14 protein-coding genes and 1 pseudogene are annotated in these 15,820 nt (G+C 54.3%); 5 read left to right on the forward strand and 10 right to left on the reverse strand.

From position 1 onward, the window contains the following. Positions 1 to 6: 6 nt before the first annotated feature. From GSF01_RS18340 to GSF01_RS18360, 5 genes are all read right to left on the reverse strand, one after another. Complete coding sequence (locus GSF01_RS18340; RefSeq protein ID WP_159886588.1) at positions 7 to 960, reverse strand: ABC transporter permease; 954 nt, start codon at positions 958 to 960, stop codon at positions 7 to 9. Between the two features lie 73 nt (positions 961 to 1,033). Further along, positions 1,034 to 2,833, reverse strand: a complete 1,800-nt coding sequence (locus GSF01_RS18345; protein ID WP_159886590.1) for a cache domain-containing sensor histidine kinase — start codon at positions 2,831 to 2,833, stop codon at positions 1,034 to 1,036. Positions 2,834 to 2,847: 14 nt separating this feature from the next. Then, positions 2,848 to 3,579, reverse strand: coding sequence for a response regulator (locus GSF01_RS18350; protein WP_159886592.1), 732 nt, complete (start codon positions 3,577 to 3,579; stop codon positions 2,848 to 2,850). A gap of 294 nt (positions 3,580 to 3,873) precedes the next feature. Further along, positions 3,874 to 4,713, reverse strand: a complete 840-nt coding sequence (locus GSF01_RS18355) for a sugar phosphate isomerase/epimerase family protein (RefSeq protein ID WP_159886594.1) — start codon at positions 4,711 to 4,713, stop codon at positions 3,874 to 3,876. After that, positions 4,710 to 5,846 (reverse strand): Gfo/Idh/MocA family protein, encoded by a 1,137-nt coding sequence (locus tag GSF01_RS18360; RefSeq protein ID WP_159886596.1) that lies wholly within the window; start codon positions 5,844 to 5,846, stop codon positions 4,710 to 4,712. The genes GSF01_RS18355 and GSF01_RS18360 overlap by 4 nt, the downstream gene beginning before the upstream one ends. A 125-nt stretch (positions 5,847 to 5,971) precedes the next feature. Here GSF01_RS18360 and GSF01_RS18365 point away from each other — a divergent pair, with 125 nt between their 5' ends. The 3 genes from GSF01_RS18365 to GSF01_RS18375 all read left to right on the forward strand — a co-directional run bounded on the left by GSF01_RS18365 (position 5,972) and on the right by GSF01_RS18375 (position 9,013). Beyond that, entirely contained in the window at positions 5,972 to 6,916 is a 945-nt protein-coding gene (locus GSF01_RS18365) for an AraC family transcriptional regulator (RefSeq protein ID WP_159886598.1), read from the forward strand. A gap of 1,089 nt (positions 6,917 to 8,005) precedes the next feature. Then, positions 8,006 to 8,338, forward strand: a complete 333-nt coding sequence (locus GSF01_RS18370) for a hypothetical protein (RefSeq protein WP_235941592.1) — start codon at positions 8,006 to 8,008, stop codon at positions 8,336 to 8,338. Positions 8,339 to 8,743: 405 nt separating this feature from the next. Next, a complete protein-coding gene (locus GSF01_RS18375) occupies positions 8,744 to 9,013 on the forward strand; it encodes a hypothetical protein (RefSeq protein ID WP_159886600.1) in 270 nt (89 codons plus the stop codon). 2 nt (positions 9,014 to 9,015) lie between these two features. On the opposite strand, the pseudogene GSF01_RS29725 reads toward GSF01_RS18375, so the two are convergent. The 3 genes and pseudogenes from GSF01_RS29725 to GSF01_RS18390 all read right to left on the reverse strand — a co-directional run. Then, positions 9,016 to 9,198, reverse strand: a pseudogene (locus GSF01_RS29725) (IS110 family transposase); the annotation flags it as partial. Positions 9,199 to 9,525: 327 nt separating this feature from the next. Next, a complete protein-coding gene (locus GSF01_RS18385; protein WP_159886602.1) occupies positions 9,526 to 10,155 on the reverse strand; it encodes a CPBP family intramembrane glutamic endopeptidase in 630 nt (209 codons plus the stop codon). An 83-nt stretch (positions 10,156 to 10,238) separates the two neighbouring features. Next, complete coding sequence (locus tag GSF01_RS18390) at positions 10,239 to 11,114, reverse strand: helix-turn-helix transcriptional regulator (RefSeq protein WP_159886604.1); 876 nt, start codon at positions 11,112 to 11,114, stop codon at positions 10,239 to 10,241. 136 nt (positions 11,115 to 11,250) lie between these two features. Here GSF01_RS18390 and GSF01_RS18395 point away from each other — a divergent pair, with 136 nt between their 5' ends. Further along, entirely contained in the window at positions 11,251 to 12,264 is a 1,014-nt protein-coding gene (locus GSF01_RS18395; protein WP_159886606.1) for a Gfo/Idh/MocA family protein, read from the forward strand. Further along, a complete protein-coding gene (locus GSF01_RS18400) occupies positions 12,261 to 13,256 on the forward strand; it encodes a Gfo/Idh/MocA family protein (protein ID WP_159886608.1) in 996 nt (331 codons plus the stop codon). The genes GSF01_RS18395 and GSF01_RS18400 overlap by 4 nt, the downstream gene beginning before the upstream one ends. 126 nt (positions 13,257 to 13,382) lie before the next feature. Here GSF01_RS18400 and GSF01_RS29730 read toward each other — a convergent pair whose 3' ends face one another. Together GSF01_RS29730 and GSF01_RS29735 are read right to left on the reverse strand one after the other, a co-directional pair. Next, on the reverse strand, positions 13,383 to 14,699 hold the full coding sequence (locus tag GSF01_RS29730) for a WG repeat-containing protein (protein WP_407945779.1): 1,317 nt from the start codon (positions 14,697 to 14,699) through the stop codon (positions 13,383 to 13,385). Continuing rightward, positions 14,660 to 15,802, reverse strand: coding sequence for a WG repeat-containing protein (locus tag GSF01_RS29735; protein ID WP_235941595.1), 1,143 nt, complete (start codon positions 15,800 to 15,802; stop codon positions 14,660 to 14,662). Before GSF01_RS29735 ends, GSF01_RS29730 begins: the two co-directional genes overlap by 40 nt. Between the last annotated feature and the right edge of the window lie 18 nt (positions 15,803 to 15,820).

Here is a 15,820-nt window from a genome sequence, read left to right on the forward strand (position 1 = left end):
ATCCCCCTATATCACGCTTTCTTTGGTCAGCCGCTTAAACACCCAGTTGGCCGTCAGCAGCAGAACGATGGAGACGATCGTATTGATAATCCCCACAGCCGTACCGAATGAAAACCGGGCCAGCTTGATTCCATAGTTCAGCACGTACAGATCCAGCACTTCCGCATAGTCCTGAACAATCGCATTGCCGAGCAAATACTGCTTCTCAAATCCGATGCTCATCAGCCAGCCGATCGAGAGCACCAGCATGACCATGATCGTCTGGCGTATGCCCGGCAGCGTAATATGCCAGATCCGGCGGAATCTGCCTGCCCCGTCCACCTTGGCCGCCTCGTAGAGCTCCGGGTCTATGCCCACGATGGCAGCCAAGTAAATGATCGAGCTCCAGCCCATTTCCTTCCATAGATCGGACAAGGTGACGATCCCCCAGAACAGATGGCCCTGCGCCATAAACTGGATCGGCTTATCGATCAGATGCAACCCGACCAATATCTCGTTAATGATTCCGCCGTCGGTCGACAGCATCTTGGTCACGATCCCCGCCACGACGACCCAGGAAACAAAATGCGGCAAGTAGGAGATCGTCTGAATCGAGCGTTTGAACGCCACTAGCCGGATTTCATTCAGCAGGATAGCGAAGATGATGGGAATGGTATATCCGACGACCAGGCTCATCGTACTCATAGCCAGCGTATTGCGCAGTACCAGATAGAAGTGCGGCTCCTGGAATACCTGGATGAAGTTATCGAAGCCCACCCAGGTCTGCTCGCTAAAGGCTTTGCCTGGCTTGTACTTCTGAAATGCCATCGTCCACCCCCAGATAGGGAAATAGTGGAAGATCAGCAGCCAAACGACAAATGGCAGGGTCATTAGAAAAAGATAACGCTGTTCGACAACCGCTTTCCATCTGGATTTCGTTCTTAGGGAAGCGGCTGCCTTAGTCTGACTCATCGTTTCCATGCTTCTTGCTCCTTTCTCTTTTATCCGAATTAATAGGATCTTCACGGCCTGCACGCCTCTTCTCCAGTCCAACCTAAGCGGTCATTCCCCCCTTTCTTCCATCCGCGGGCAGAACTATGGACACCTTAGTCCCCTGTCCCGGCACGCTGACCAGCTCCAGTCCGTAGCCAGGACCATAGTAGAGCTTGATGCGCTGGTGCACATTGCGAAGACCGATCCGCTGACCCTGCTCCTTCTCCGGTTCGTCCAGCCCCTCCGCGATCGTACGGAGACGGCCGGCCTCCAGACCGATGCCATTATCCTCCACGGTAATAACGGTCGCCTCTGTCCCGCGAATGACGTCGATCCCTACCGTCCCCTTTCCCCGTCCGCTCTCGATCCCATGAATGATGGCGTTCTCCACCAGAGGCTGAACGAGCATAGGCAGGATGAGGATGCCTTGACAGACCGACGGCTCGGGCAGCCGGAACGTCAGCTTGTCGCCAAATCTGAATTTCTGAATATCCAGATAAGCGCGTACGGTTTCAAGCTCGGCCTGCAGCGGTACCGCCTTATGTCCGAGCTCGAGATTATGCCGGAGCAGCTTGCCGAGCGCATGGACCGAGTCGGCTATCTCGTCTTCCTCCTGGTAAAGCGCCTTCATGCGGATCGATTCCAGCACATTAAACAAAAAATGCGGGTTGACCTGATTGACCAGCATTTTAAACTGAATTTCCTTTTGCCTGATCTCAAGCTCATGCCTTCGCTGCTGCTCCTCCTCTACCCGGATCATCAGTTCCTTGATGCTGCTGACCATCGAATTAAAGTGCCAGGACAGCTGCCCGACTTCATCCCGTCCCTGAATGCTTGAGTGATGGGATAGATCGCCTCTCGACACCAAACGAATATCCTTGATCAGAAGCCGGATTCGCTTGGTAAAGGCATTGGAGAAAAAGACGATGATCACAAGTGCAAGCAACAGGGTGCAGGCAATCATGCCGTAGGCGATCAAGCTGATGCTCCGCGACTCTTTCAGGATAGCCTCCAGCGGAATGATACTGACAACCTGCAGACCGTTTACGCTGTTCTCCGGCTGGATGGATTGCACGATGAGCTTGACGGGCTTGTTCTCGTGCCTGGCATCCATCACCTGAATGCCCGGATTTACCACCGGACCTGCAACCTGCAGCTCGGGGAGCGCATGTCCGACCAAGCCCGGATTTTTGGCTGCCAGCACCACGTCCTGTTCTGAAACGATCATCGTCTCATAAGGCTCCTGATGAACGATGGATTGCAGGGTTTGGGGACTGACGGCAATGACCAGCATGCCCGCGAAGGACATATTGCTGAAGAAAATCGGTCTTGCCAGACTGACCAAGGGCTGATCCTCCCTCGTTTCGTCCGGTATGCGGTACCAGCCCACTTTCCCCCGGTTGCTCAAAGCTTCCTTATACCACGCTTGTTCGGATACCTTAGCCTTGAGCTGAAAGAAAACCCAGTTTTCCAGCAGCGTCCGGTTCCAGGTATATAAACGTACGCCCGCCACTTCTTTGTACAGCTCCCGATACTCCGCGAGATCCGCATGGCTCGCATACGCCTGATAAACCTCCAGACTGGAATCGAAGTTCCGCCCGAGCAGTTCCTTTAATCTCTTGTCAAAATATATTTTATTGGAGATGTCCGCCGGAATTTTTAGCGTCTCCTCCACCTGCTTCTTGATCTTCTCCACATTGTTAACCGACTGCTGGACTGCATGGTCGACCGCCATTCGCTGGAGGGACTGAGTCAGCAGCATGCCAACGATTAGAACGGGCACCAGCACGATCAGTACATAGGAGAGCATCAGCTTTTTCCGGATGTGAATGTTGTTGGTCAATAACGTAATAATCTTCATCCCGCCCGCCCCCGTTAGCTGCGCTTCCCTCTGTAATCCTTGGGCGTCATCCCCGTAACCTTCTTGAACAACTTGTTAAAATATACCGGGTCCGAGTAGCCCACGAGCTCAGCGATCTCGTAGTTTTTGAGGCTGGGATGATCGGCGATAAATTGCTTCGCCTTATCGATCCGGATACGAATCAGGTAGTCCGTCAGCGTTTCGTTCGTCTTGTTCTTGAACAAGCGGCTGATATGACTGGAGCTTTTGCCTATCCGTTCGGCCAGCCTTTCAAGCTCGAACGGCTTGCCGTATTCCTGCCGGAGAATACCTTTGATCTGCTCCACTTCTCCATAGTCCTTCGGGTCTTCCATCTCCCTTTCCACCGAACGGTTTAGTTTGGCGATGCGCTTGAGCGTTTCGTACAGCTGGCTCTTGTCCACCGGCTTCAGCAAGTAGTCGGAGACTCCGTACCGGATAGCGGTACGCGCATAATCGAATTCGCTGAATCCGCTTAGTACGATGACTGCAATGTCCCTCGATTTCTCCCGTACGAGCTCGGTAAGCCTCAGCCCGTCCATAACCGGCATCTTAATATCCGTAATCAGCACCTCCAGGTCGCTGAAATCCAGCTTATGCAGGTGAGACAACGCTTCCATCCCATTGGCATGAGAGCCGATTACTTCGATGTTCAACTCCATCCTGGACAACATTTTTTCCAAGCCCATCCTGATGTTGTCTTCATCATCCGCGATCATTAGCCTCATTTCGCAATTCCCCTCGCCCGCTATACATTGAACGTTTTCCAGAAACTTCAATTGTTAGCGTTTACATGATAAATTATAATGGAAATGTTACCCAACCAAAATGGTTTGTATTTGTATTTCTGGTCCTGTCTTGTCATTCCTCTTTTCTTTTCCAGCCGGCTTGAAGGGCGATGAATTACGTAGTACGGCAAACTCTCAGCCCGCCGCCCCGGAGGAAGAGGCCGTATACAAAAAGACAGTCCGTTGCACGGACTGCTCTTCGTTATGGCTATTATAGGCCCAGGCCTTGGCGGGTTATGACAATCCCGCTTCTGCAAACACCCGCTCAAAACCCGCCTTCGTACGCTTCACCAACGCTTCCGCCGATTCGCCGGGGGGCGACGGCAGCAGCACCTCCTGAGCAACCGGCCCGTCGTAGCCGATATGCTGCAGCGCCCTCAAGTAACCGACAGCGTCAATGACGCCTTCCCCCGTGTACAGTCGCTCATTGTCCACCACAGCCTCGACGGGCACGTCTGGTGCATCGTTGATATGCACATGGACGATCTGTCCGGCGTTCAGACGCGACAGCTCCTCCGCTCCCAGCCCCGTCGTATAGGCATGGTACACGTCGAACAGCAGCCCGACGTTCGGCTTGCCGATCGCGTCGATCCAATCCAGCGTTTCGTCCATCGTCCACAGAAACGGATACTGCCACCGGCTCCGCAGATGATGCGGACCGACAAACTCCAGGCCAAGCCGGATGCCGTAGGCGCCAAGCAGCTCGGCACACACCCGAAGCCGAGTCGTAGCCTTCGCCAGGAATGGCGCGGGCAGCTCATCCGTCGAGGGCAGAATATAGGTGCAGCATCGCGTGCAGCCTATGGCTGCCGCACCGGCAGCGGCCGCGACGAGCAAAGGAAGACCTTCGCGGAAAGCCTCGTCCGTCGTCCGCCATTCCACCGGCAGGCCGAATGCGCCGGCTTCGATCCTGCGCCGCTGCAGGCTAGCTCGAATCTCCTCCGCCTGCTTCGGATCGGCCAGCTCCTGCGCGCCCAGGTCCACCGTCTGGAAGCCATAGGCGGCCGCCAGGGCGATATATTGCTCCGTCGTTCCAACATCGCCCAGTCCCGCTCGGGTTAGTCCCCGTTTCATACGACCTCCGCCTTTCCGAATTCTCCTTGAATAACCTCACCCGGCTGCGACTCCGTCACGCCCCAGTCCAGAATTACCTCATGTCCGGTGCGCGAAGACTCGTAGATCGCATCCAGCACCAGATTGCTCGTCAGACCGGAGAGCGCCGGACTGATCGGCTCCTTGCCTTCCCGGATGCACGAAAGGAAATGACGGCTGAGACGCAGCCGCTCGCCTTCATCGTTTTCGGGACGCGCGAGCAGCGTCTCCAGCGGGCGGTCGAACTTCTCCATCAGCAGCTTGCCCGTCGCTCCCCGGTACGTCGCGCCTCCTTCCGTTCCCATCAGGTGAACGAACGGCGTGTTGTCCGTATCCATGTGCACGGCCCAGCTAACCTCAAGCGTCAGCGTACTGCCGTCCTCCATCTTGATCATGGCCGTAGCCAAATCTTCCACATCGTAGACTCCCGTCCAGTCCGGCTTGCCCCAGGTCCCGATCCCCTTGCGCTTCGGTCCGAACTCTCCGTAGGTGGAGCCATAGACCGATACGGGCTTGGGATTGCCCATGAGGAATAACGCCAGATCCAGCATATGAACGCCGATATCGATCAGCGGACCTCCGCCGGATTCATTCATGCGGGTAAACCAGGTCCCCCACCCGGGGATGCCCTTGCGGCGGTACCAGCCGGTCTTGGCCGTGTAGATGCGGCCCAGCTCCCCGCGCTCGACCTGCTCGCGGATAATCATCGGCACCGACTCCCAGCGCATCTGATGGGCGACCATCAAGGTGCGGTCCGAACGCTGCGAGGCTTCCCAGATGTCGCGGGCCGCTTGTCCGTTGAGCGCCATCGGCTTCTCGACCAGCACATGCTTGCCCGCTTCGAGCGCCGCTATGGCAAGCGAGGCATGGAACTGATTCGGCACCCCGATAATAACCGCGTCCACCCGGGGACTGTTTATAACTTCCTCCGGCGTCCCGGCGACATGAGGGATCCCGAATTCCCGGGCCCGCTGCTCCGCCAGCGGAAGATACAAATCCGTTACCGTTGTAATCTCGCACTCCTCTGCCAGCTTCGAGAACTCGCGCATATGCACTTGCCCGATGTTGCCTGCCCCGATAATTCCGATTCGAATGCGCTGCTTCGACTGATTCATCTTGTCCCCAACCCCATTCCTACAGACTTTTCCTTCCCACTCATGATAGAATGAAAACGATTGCTTTGCATGCCGTCATTTTCGATAAATGTCCCAATATTTCGGAAGGAAGCTGGACCTACGCCATGACCTATTTCCCGAGATACCTGAAAACCTACCCGAACATGGATTCCGCGCTGCCCTTTTATTTGAGCATGAATCGGCTGCAGAACGGCTTCCCTGCTCACCGCCATGATTTCCTTGAGTTTTCCTTCGTGATCGAAGGCAGCGGGAGCGAGTCGATCAACGGCGTTAACCATCCGATGCGCCCCGGCACCTTTACCTTCGTGCTCCCTTATCAAGTGCATGAGCTGTATACCGATCCAGGCAGCACCCTTGTTCTGTACAACGGCAACTTCAGTATGGAGCTGATTACGGAGCCGGGCAGCCGCTACGCCTTATCCGCTCTGCTCGCCGATTCGGGGTCTCTGCCGCCGTTCACCTACTTCGAGGGGGATGCCGCGCTGACAGTCCGCGCCGCGGTCGAGGAGATGCACCGGGAGTTTCTTGGGGACAGCCGCTGGCGCCATGTGCTGATTGCCTCCAAGCTGAAGGAGCTCTTGATCGCCTTCGACCGGGCCCGCCACAGCAAGCTGCCTGCCGCGGGCCGGGATTCGGGAGCCGGACCGTCTGCAGGCGGCGCTGCGAGGAGCGGCCAAACGGACTTTCCGCCTGCGGCCTCCGAGTCGGTGTGGCGGATTATCCATTATATCCATACGCATTATCAAGAGGAGGAGCTGTCGCTGGCCAGTCTGTCCAAACAGTTCTCGATCAGCGCCTCGAGGATCAGCGAGCTGCTCAAGGAAGCGACAGGTCAATCTTTCGTTCCGCTCCTTCATGACCTGAGGCTCCGCCATGCCTGCGGACTGCTCGCTTCGACCGATATGACGATCGCCGAGATCGCCCATGAGGTCGGCTGCAGCTCCTTCAAGACGTTCTCCCGCATCTTCCGGGAATCCAAGGGGCAGCTGCCCTCCGCATACCGCAAAGCGAAGAGGGATGCTCAGCGGGCATCCCTCTCGGACAAGTAAAGCACGTTCTCGTATTGGTGAACCGGAGAGGCTTAAGGGTGTGCCAGCGATCAGGCGGCTCTGCCATTAAGCCTCGAAGGGGTTCTGCGGATGAGCTTCATGCTTATTCCCAGCAGATATTCGGATAATTATCCGATTCACAACCTCATCCTGATCTACGTGATCGGTATATATATTGTTGAAAGGTCCATCCTCCTGGTTCGTCTCCCCGTTCGGATAATCGTTCATCTATATAAGTCGAACTTAAGAATCGTATTCGTTTTAGTAGACAGTCTCACTCCCCCTTCCAGGTCGAAAAAATGCCGAAGTGCAGTCTTTTTACATAAATTGCTTTACGAGAGAGAGAAGTTTCCGCGCGAACGGAGAATGCAGAAATTCAAAAAGAACTCACGGAAATTTACATTGCACAATTGGATGAATGGATTAAAGCCAAAGCGGCAAGAACCGAGACCCTCATTAAAAGTCATCCCGAGTTTGCGAATGGAGACCCGAAGCAAATTCTTCCCTTGCTCCGAAACTTGAAGGAAAGCGACGCAGACATCCAAAACTATAACTTTTTGAATGCCGACGGAATTTTGTACAGATATCCGACCCTCCAAAAACCTAACATGACCAGCTATTTGGAGAAATCCGGAGAAAAATAAAGATCGGCCCTTGCCGCAAAGATGCGAACAAGAGCCATTTTTTTGCATTGTTCCACGAAATCAAAATCGTCATGTTTGTAGAATGTAATGTGTATCCACTAAAGTGTGGAAATATATTACATGAGTAGCTTTGGTATGAAAATGTTGTCTGTTGTTAAATGTATGTCAGTCGTGACTGCTTTAGCAGTTGCAGTAAGCACGAGCTGGTCACCTACAGCCAGTGCCGCAGTTACTGGGACGACTATCGCTCCAGCACTCAATTTGAAAAAAATAATCTTCCTGTGATTCCATCTGTGCATGAAATGAGTTCGGAGCAAAGAAAATTATTTGATAGTCTGGTTGAAGAAGAAGTAAAAAGAAATGGGCAAGATAATCCCGAGCAATTCAGGAAAGCACTAACGGACTTTTTTGATTCAAGAACTGATGTAAACTTCAACCGATTGGCTTGCAGGCTCAAGGTATTGAAGCCCAAGCTCTCGGACTGGCTCTAGGTGTAAACTTTGTTGCTTCGGCTATTAACGTTGCATTGGGTCTAATAGTTGGCGGTGGCGTAGGCGCTATCCAGGCATATATTATTAGTAAAGGAAAAAAAGAAGCCGCCAGAATCTTTACTTCAACAGTAACAAGCAAGTTAATTGCATGGGGTTTTCCTAAATTGGCCGCTTTTGCAGGGGTAGCGGTGGCGTACGCTATGGATTATATTGATATCGGTGCGAGAATTGCTCAATATCTTGATTCTGTAGACTCTAAACCTGGTAACGGATGGATTGATTTCTAAACAAACAGATTAGGGATTGGATTGATCCAGTTGAAAAATTTTGCAAAATACACAACGTTAGTAATTTGGGTATTCTTGGTTATTTATTTTGGTAATATGCTGGGAGTTCCTAAAAACTTGTATTATTACATCATATCTTTTTCTATATCTATTGCTGGAATTCTATTAATTTTTTATTTGTTTGACCGAAAAGATCGTAAACACTAGAATACAAGAAAGAGCCTTCAGTTCCCACAATTGTTAGTGGGGTTGAAGGCTCTTTTTTGTTAAAGTACTCCGGCTAGTACCAGAAGATTTCCTTCTTCACCAGCTCACCGAGCGCAGCCGTATATTTGGGACAAGCTGGCTTGGCTCACTCTATTCAGCGCAAGCTACGCAGCGATCATTACGGCGCTCTTGGCTCTGGTGTCCCCGAATCCGGAATTCGTATTCAGAGCGGTGACGTATACGCTGGACCTCTCGTTATCCCTCGGGGAGACGGCGGCCATCGCCTTCCTCGCACCGTTCTTCGCCGGGTTGAATTGCCTTGGAGGCTGGTCCTTCCTCGAGCAATGGAAGCTCGACGCATGGGTCCGGAGCGTCGGGCTTTCGGTGTTTACGATGCTGGGGCTGTTCGCATTGATCGGTGGACTGACGTTCTTGTCTTGGTTCGTATCGGATCAGGCCTCAATTTAGGGCCCTGTGCTTTCCATAGCAGCGTGAGTACACCTTTTGGCCCTAAGCCAATCCATAAGCATGAGTAAATCGTCGGTCATGGTGCCAAACGTACGGATTTCTTTACCTTCTGGTGTAATGGTGCAGGCAACGATGTTCTTTTTATGAACGTCAAGTCCGCACACATGACTGTAAACGACGTCCATTCGTAACCTTCTCCTTACGGCAGCATAATTGAAGGGGCTGGTGTAACAACCACATATGGTTATTCTATCCTGCGTGCTTCCAAATTCGGAGCAACAATCTGTGGTACACCTGGTCGTTAGGGTCAGTCTAAGACTCGGGCTCGAAGCACCATTGACTGCCGACCTGCCTTCGCCAGCCGTAAGTAAATTATACCGCATACCTACCATTTTCATCATCTGATGGTGCCGCGTTAGCGGCATGGGCGTCTAATACTTTATTTTCTCAGTCTACAACTTTATTTTCAGCAGACATTTATAGCCATGTAATGGATAAACCCACGAAAATCCTTAAAGTAAAAATACTACGATTGAAAAAGTAATCGCATTCGAGATCCCGTGAGAAATCCACCCTGGAACAATGCTGCCATCCGCATACTTTTCTTTTATGTATCCTAGCAGATATCCTGCAAGTGATGACGTTGCCATAAGTAAGATAATACTCCACAAATTGAATGACCCCAGCTTTAAGAACAATAAGGCATGGACTGCGCCAAAAATAACACATTGCAATAGGTTACCAATTTGAAAACCTAGACGATTTATTAATCTCTTTCCTATAAAGCCCCGGAAAAACAGTTCCTCTGAAAACGATGTTTGCAAAAACGATCTTACAACAATGATCAGAAGAAGGGTAAGCACAGGTTCATCGCTGTGCGCTTTCAATTGCGCTGCAGCAGTCGAAGGAGCTAGCAGTACATCCGTACTATTCAACAAGACCAACACGCCAAATGTAAGCATAAGTATAAGGATGGACAACAATAAACTATAAATAATCCCACGCGCCGTGCTCTTATAAATCCCGACATAATCAAAAAAGCCTTCGACTTTCCTGTACTTAACAAGATAAAACAAAAAGGGGAACGCAGAAAAAACAAAGATTTGAATCAGGGCAGATACAATCTCCATCACAATTAGCATGATGATCCTCCAGGTCTTTAAACGAATATCGTGGAACAGGATAATGACGAATCTCCTCTGGAGGCAAACAAGCCGCTATCGGCCTACTCGCCCTTCATACTCACCTTGCCCATAAACTGCTTAGGCGTACAGCCATTGTAGCGTTTGAACAGCTCGTAGAAATGAGCCATGTTGCCGATCCCGACTTCCTCGGCGATTTCGATCACGCTTTGCCTGCCCGTGACAAGCAGCCGCTCCGCTCTGGCGATCCGCCTGCGGTTCACATAGTCGGTAAACGACACGCCCATCGTTTTCTTAAAGTACCGGGAGAAATAATAATAGCTCATGCCGGCCATCTGGCTGATACTCTCCATATCGAGCTTCTGCTCCAGATGTTCGTCGATATGATCCAGGATCGGGCGGACGATATCCGCCTCGATATACTCGTGAGGCTGCAGCAGCCCTCGGGCATCGTGACGAAGCAGTGTCAGCATCAGATGCTTGACATGCATGCTGGCCGCGATTTCATATCCTGGAGCTGCCTCCAGCACTTCGCGATGAATGTCCTCGATGATACGGCCGACGGCCAGCTTGACCTTCTCGTCCTCGAACATCTCATTGAGCTCGTCGAGCGGATGCAGCGCCTCGGAGAAATGCCGGTAATAGCTCATCATTGCGGGGTCGAAATAGGCTTGAAGGTCGACGTGCAGCACCGTGTGCACGAGCTGCTCTTCGCCAAGCTTACGCGGAGCATGAAGCCTCGATGCCCCGACCAGCATCACATCACCGGGACCAAGCTCGTAGATCCGGTTAGGCATCCTGATTTCGTGTCGCCCCTTCTGCACGAGAATCAGCTCCACTTCCTTGTGATGATGCCAGAGTCCGTTCGATGGGCATTCGCACAGATCGCTGATGAACTGATCGACCTTGAGGCGGAGAGCGGGATTCTGATAATAGATCGGTTCCTGAAAAATCTTCATCGCAGGTCGCACCTTGCTTTCGCCGTGACAAATTTGGATAGGAAAGAGGCAAATCGTCGCATATACAGCAACGTCCCCTCCTAGTATCGTAACAGATAACACTTGTATTTTACCATGAAGCGAGGAGAGATGTACCATGAAAGCAGCCGTCGTCGGATGCGGCGAGATGGGACGCGTGCACGCGCTCGCCTATGCCGCCATGCCGGAGGTGGAGCTGGCGGGTGTATGCGACCTTAACGCCGGGCTGTCGAGCCAACTGGGAGAACAGACAGGCGCGCCTTCCTTTGACTCGTTCGAAAGCCTGCTGGCCGGAACCGAGTTCGATGTGGTCAGCTTGACTCTGCCCACCCACCTGCACCGTGACTATACGAGGAAAGCCGCCGATGCCGGCAAGCATATCATCTGCGAGAAGCCGATCGCCTTATCTGCGGAAGATGCGCGGTCGATGATCGCTTACTGCGAGGAGCGCGGCGTCCGTCTCTTCGTCGGGCATGTGGTCCGCTTCTTCCCGGATTACCGGCACATGCAGCGCCAGGTTGCGGATGGGAAGCTGGGGCGGATCGGCACCCTGCATGCCAAGCGGATGGGCGGGCATCCGGGCGAGGCAAGGCCTTGGTTCAAGGAGGCCGACTTAAGCGGCGGAGTGATAGCCGATCTGATGATTCACGATATCGACTTTGTCCGTTGGTCGCTCGGCGAAGTAAAGTCGGTGTATGCGCTGCGGCGAAGCGCTGACCTGCTGGATTATGCCACCGCTACCTTGATAGCCGAGAGCGGTGCAGTCGCTAATCTGGAAGCGTGCTGGGGCTATCCCGGCTCCTTCTATACCGCGGCCGAGATCGCCGGAAGCGCCGGAGTCGTCCGTGCCGACAGCCGCAAGTCCTGCTCGCTGACCATTCATCGCTCTGCCCATGCGGCAAGCGGCCGTGCCTACGCCGAGACGAAAGACAGCCCGCTGGTCGAAAGTGTTTACGAGCGGGAGCTTCGCCATTTCATAGCCTGCCTTCGCGACGGCACAGAGCCTGCGGTCACGGCCCACGATGCGTTGAAGGCGATCGAAATCGCCGAGGCTGCGCTGGAGTCGATCCGAACGGGTAGAGCGGTCTTTCTGAAGCACATGTCTGCCGAGGGCAAGGAGGAAACGCTATGAAACGTTTGAAGATCGGGTTCATTAGCTTCGCGCACGGGCATGCCTTCTCTTATCTGAATGCGCTCGCCGTCATGCCGGAGGTGGAGATCGTCGGTATCGCTCATGACGACAAGACGCTCGTCGAAGAGGCCCTTCGCCGCTATGATGTCCCGTTTTATGCCGATTACAAGCAGCTGCTGGCATCGGATGCCGACGCCGTCGTCATCTGCTCGGAGAATGCCCATCACGCCAGATTGACGATAGAGGCCGCCCAAGCCGGCAAGCATGTGCTGTGTGAGAAGCCGCTCGGCCTGTCCGTCGCCGACATGCAAGCCATGATCGCAGCCTGCCACAGCAGCGGCGTCCAGTTAATGACCGCCTTCCCCTGCCGTTATATTACGCCAGTCGTCCGCGCCAAGGAAGCCGTCGAGCGCGGCGAGATTGGCGAGATCCTCGCCATCAAAGGGACGAATCGGGGAACGATGCCGGGCGGTTGGTTCATAGACCCTGCGCTATCAGGCGGGGGCGCCTTGCTGGATCATACCGTCCATGTCATGGACCTGATGAACTGGTTCACCGGCGCTCGCGTCACCGACGTATACGCCTATGCGGCTACCCGTTTCCACGAGCAGCTGGCTGTCGACGATACAGGCATGATTCACGTCACCTACGATAACGGCGTATTCGGAGTATTGGATACGAGCTGGTCCCGCCCGAAAGCATTTCCGACCTGGGGCGACGTCACGATGGAAATCATCGGCACCGAGGGCGCTATCTCTATCGACAGCTTCGCTCAAATGAACGAGCTTTACACCAATGAGCTTGGTAAAGGGGTATGGAGCACATGGGGCGACTCAATGGATGTACACATGATGTATGCCTTCGTGCAAGCGCTGCTGGAAAACAGGCCGGTACCGATTACCGGCGAGGACGGGCTGCGCTCCGCTGAGGTCGCGCTTGCGGGGTATGAATCCGTGAAGCTGGGGCAGCCTGTCAGGCTCAAGCGCGGTTAACACGGCTATCCAGCGGATGTGCCGTCTGCGGCACGAACCAAGAGCAAGGGCAGCCGATCCTTTCGGATGCGGGAGCAGCCTGGACGGGAAACTCCGTCTGGGCCGTTCCCGCTTCAGATAGTTTCTTTACGACAGTCGCTTAGCAACTTCGGACGGCTGGCGATGAAAGGACTGCCAGAAGGCTCCGTCCGTCGCAATGATCGGCATGATTTCCGCATAGGGAATCCGAAAGGTCGGAAACCCTGCGACATAAGGGGCGATATCGTAAGGGTTGAAGTAGACATAGAGCGCCTCCTCCTTTACATAGAAAGGCTGATTCGGCGCAATCCCCTTGTAGCTGTCCGGGAACACGTAGTCATATTGCGGGTCGTTCTTGATCTGCCGGCCAATTATTTCACTCAGCACCTTGACATAATCGCTGCCCGGCTTGAATAGATCGCTTAACGCGTAAAACTGTCCCGTCCTCAGGTCCACATGGGCATAGATTCGGGTCGGCATGCCATGAGCTGCGCCGAACGGGAAGTTATAGCCGGTCAGCTCCAGCGACAGGAGCTGACCCCGGTAGAAGCCGATCTCGAAATCGCCGGTGTAGCTGTAGCCTAGCTGCCCGGAGCCGACCGGCTTCACTTGGGAGAGCTGCCTCAGCCTTTCATTCGCTTTTCGTTCAGCGGCCGAATCCTTCATCCCTTCGATCTGCGGGTAGTACACGAGGTAATCCTTATTGGGCTTATACTTGAGCTCCCTCACCCGATAGGGGGGCGTGAGGTCAATCACCGTATTCGGCTTCCACACCACGCGCCCCGAAGGGGCCAGATAAGAAATCCGCTGATCGACATTGACCTGGATCAGGGAATCCATAACGGTCAGCGTGCCGACACCCTCGACAGCCGGCATATGCGGAGCCCGTCTGGCGAGACGGTCCAGGAAGAATGTCCGGGTCCCGTCGCTGACCGATACAAGTCCGTTGTTGTACTCACCTACCTCGACATATTGGGCCTGGGTCAGGAAGCGGCCCTGTTCATCCGCAATCGCATAGATGGAGCCGAGAAACGGTTGCTCGGGGTCGATCGCATACCCTACGGCATACCGGCGCTCGCCAAGCGGCCTTATATCATTATAGGAAGGCTTCAGGACAAACCGGCCGCTGCGGTCGATCAGTCCGTACTTGTTCTTGTAGTCAGCGGCCGTGTTGACGACAGCTCTGCCCTCAGCGAAAGGAAGCGCCATCGTAAATTGAGGCTTAATTACGACGCGGCCCTGTTCGTCGATATACCCATAATCCCCTTCCGCCTCCTGCCGGAACGGCAGCAGACCGTCGCCCAGTCCTCCTACGAAAGCATAGGGATACGTCTGCAGTTGCCTGCCAGCCGTATCGATGAGGGCGTAACGTCCTTCGCCTAGCTTCACGACGGCTTTTCCGTCTGCGAAATCACCGGCTTCCAAGTATTGAAGCGGGATCGCAACCTTACCTCCCTATCCAGATAGCCGTAATGACCGGAGCCGGAATCCGTGGCGAGCGCCCGCCCGTCGCGGAAGGTTCCGATGTAGCTGTACGCCTCCGTGGTCAACACGCGCCCCAACTCATCGATAACCTTGAAGCCCTCCTTGTCGACAGCGGCAGCCCGACCCTCCGAGAACTCCCCGATGGTCTCATATAACGGCTTGATCCGATAATGTCCGCTTGTATCGATCGCTCCGACGCCCCTCCTACTGCCGACCACAGCCAGGCCATTGCCTTGAAAATCACCGGCAAACTCATATTGCGGAGCAATCGCAAACCTTCCCTCCGCATTCACATAGCCCCATTTGGTACCCTGAACGGTTTTCACGGCTGCCGGAAACAGCCCGGCGGCCCGCATCCCCGGCTTTGCTTCCGCCTCTTCTCCGGCACTCCAGCCGGCCTTGCCGATCGCATCGCGCAGGTAAGCCTTGTAGAAGAGCTCGCGCGGATATTCCCGGACGAGCCGTTCATAGTAGCGGATCACCCTGCGGAAATAGTAAGGATATACGCCATATGCGGGGACCAAGCTCCCTCCTTTATACCGGTATACGCCCACTGCATAGGCTTGCCCGGTCTCATGCGACCAAAGCGCCAGTTCGGCCAAACCATCCTTCCCCTCAGCTCCCGGCATGTCTTCCGCTTCCGCATAGCTGAAGGTCACATTCCGTGGAGCGATGTCCTCCCAGCCGTCCCCCGTCCAGTCGTACAAGGCCAGCTCCGAGCGGACCGCCCCCACCTGCCGCCAGCCGACCAGCAAGGACAACCGCCCGCGGCGGACAAGCGGAGCAGCCTGCATCGTGCTGACCTCATAGCCCCCGCCCTTCCAGGCAGCCGCAGACTTCCAGCTCCTGCCGTCAGAGCGAAGCACGAGTAGACGGGTCTCGGCACCCAGCCTGTAGGCTCCTGCTATCTCCGGTTCCCCATCTCCATCCAAATCCGCTACGATAATCATCGGCTCTCCGCGCTCTGCATGTCTCTGAACCTCTGCCCCCGGCGGCGCATGCTCCTGCATCAGCCCGATCAATCGCTGTGCGTCATCCGTCATCCTGCTCATCCCTCCTAC

Origin of the sequence: Paenibacillus puerhi (assembly GCF_009846885.1) — a bacterium.
GTDB classification, from domain to species: Bacteria; Bacillota; Bacilli; order Paenibacillales; family NBRC-103111; genus Paenibacillus_G; species Paenibacillus_G puerhi.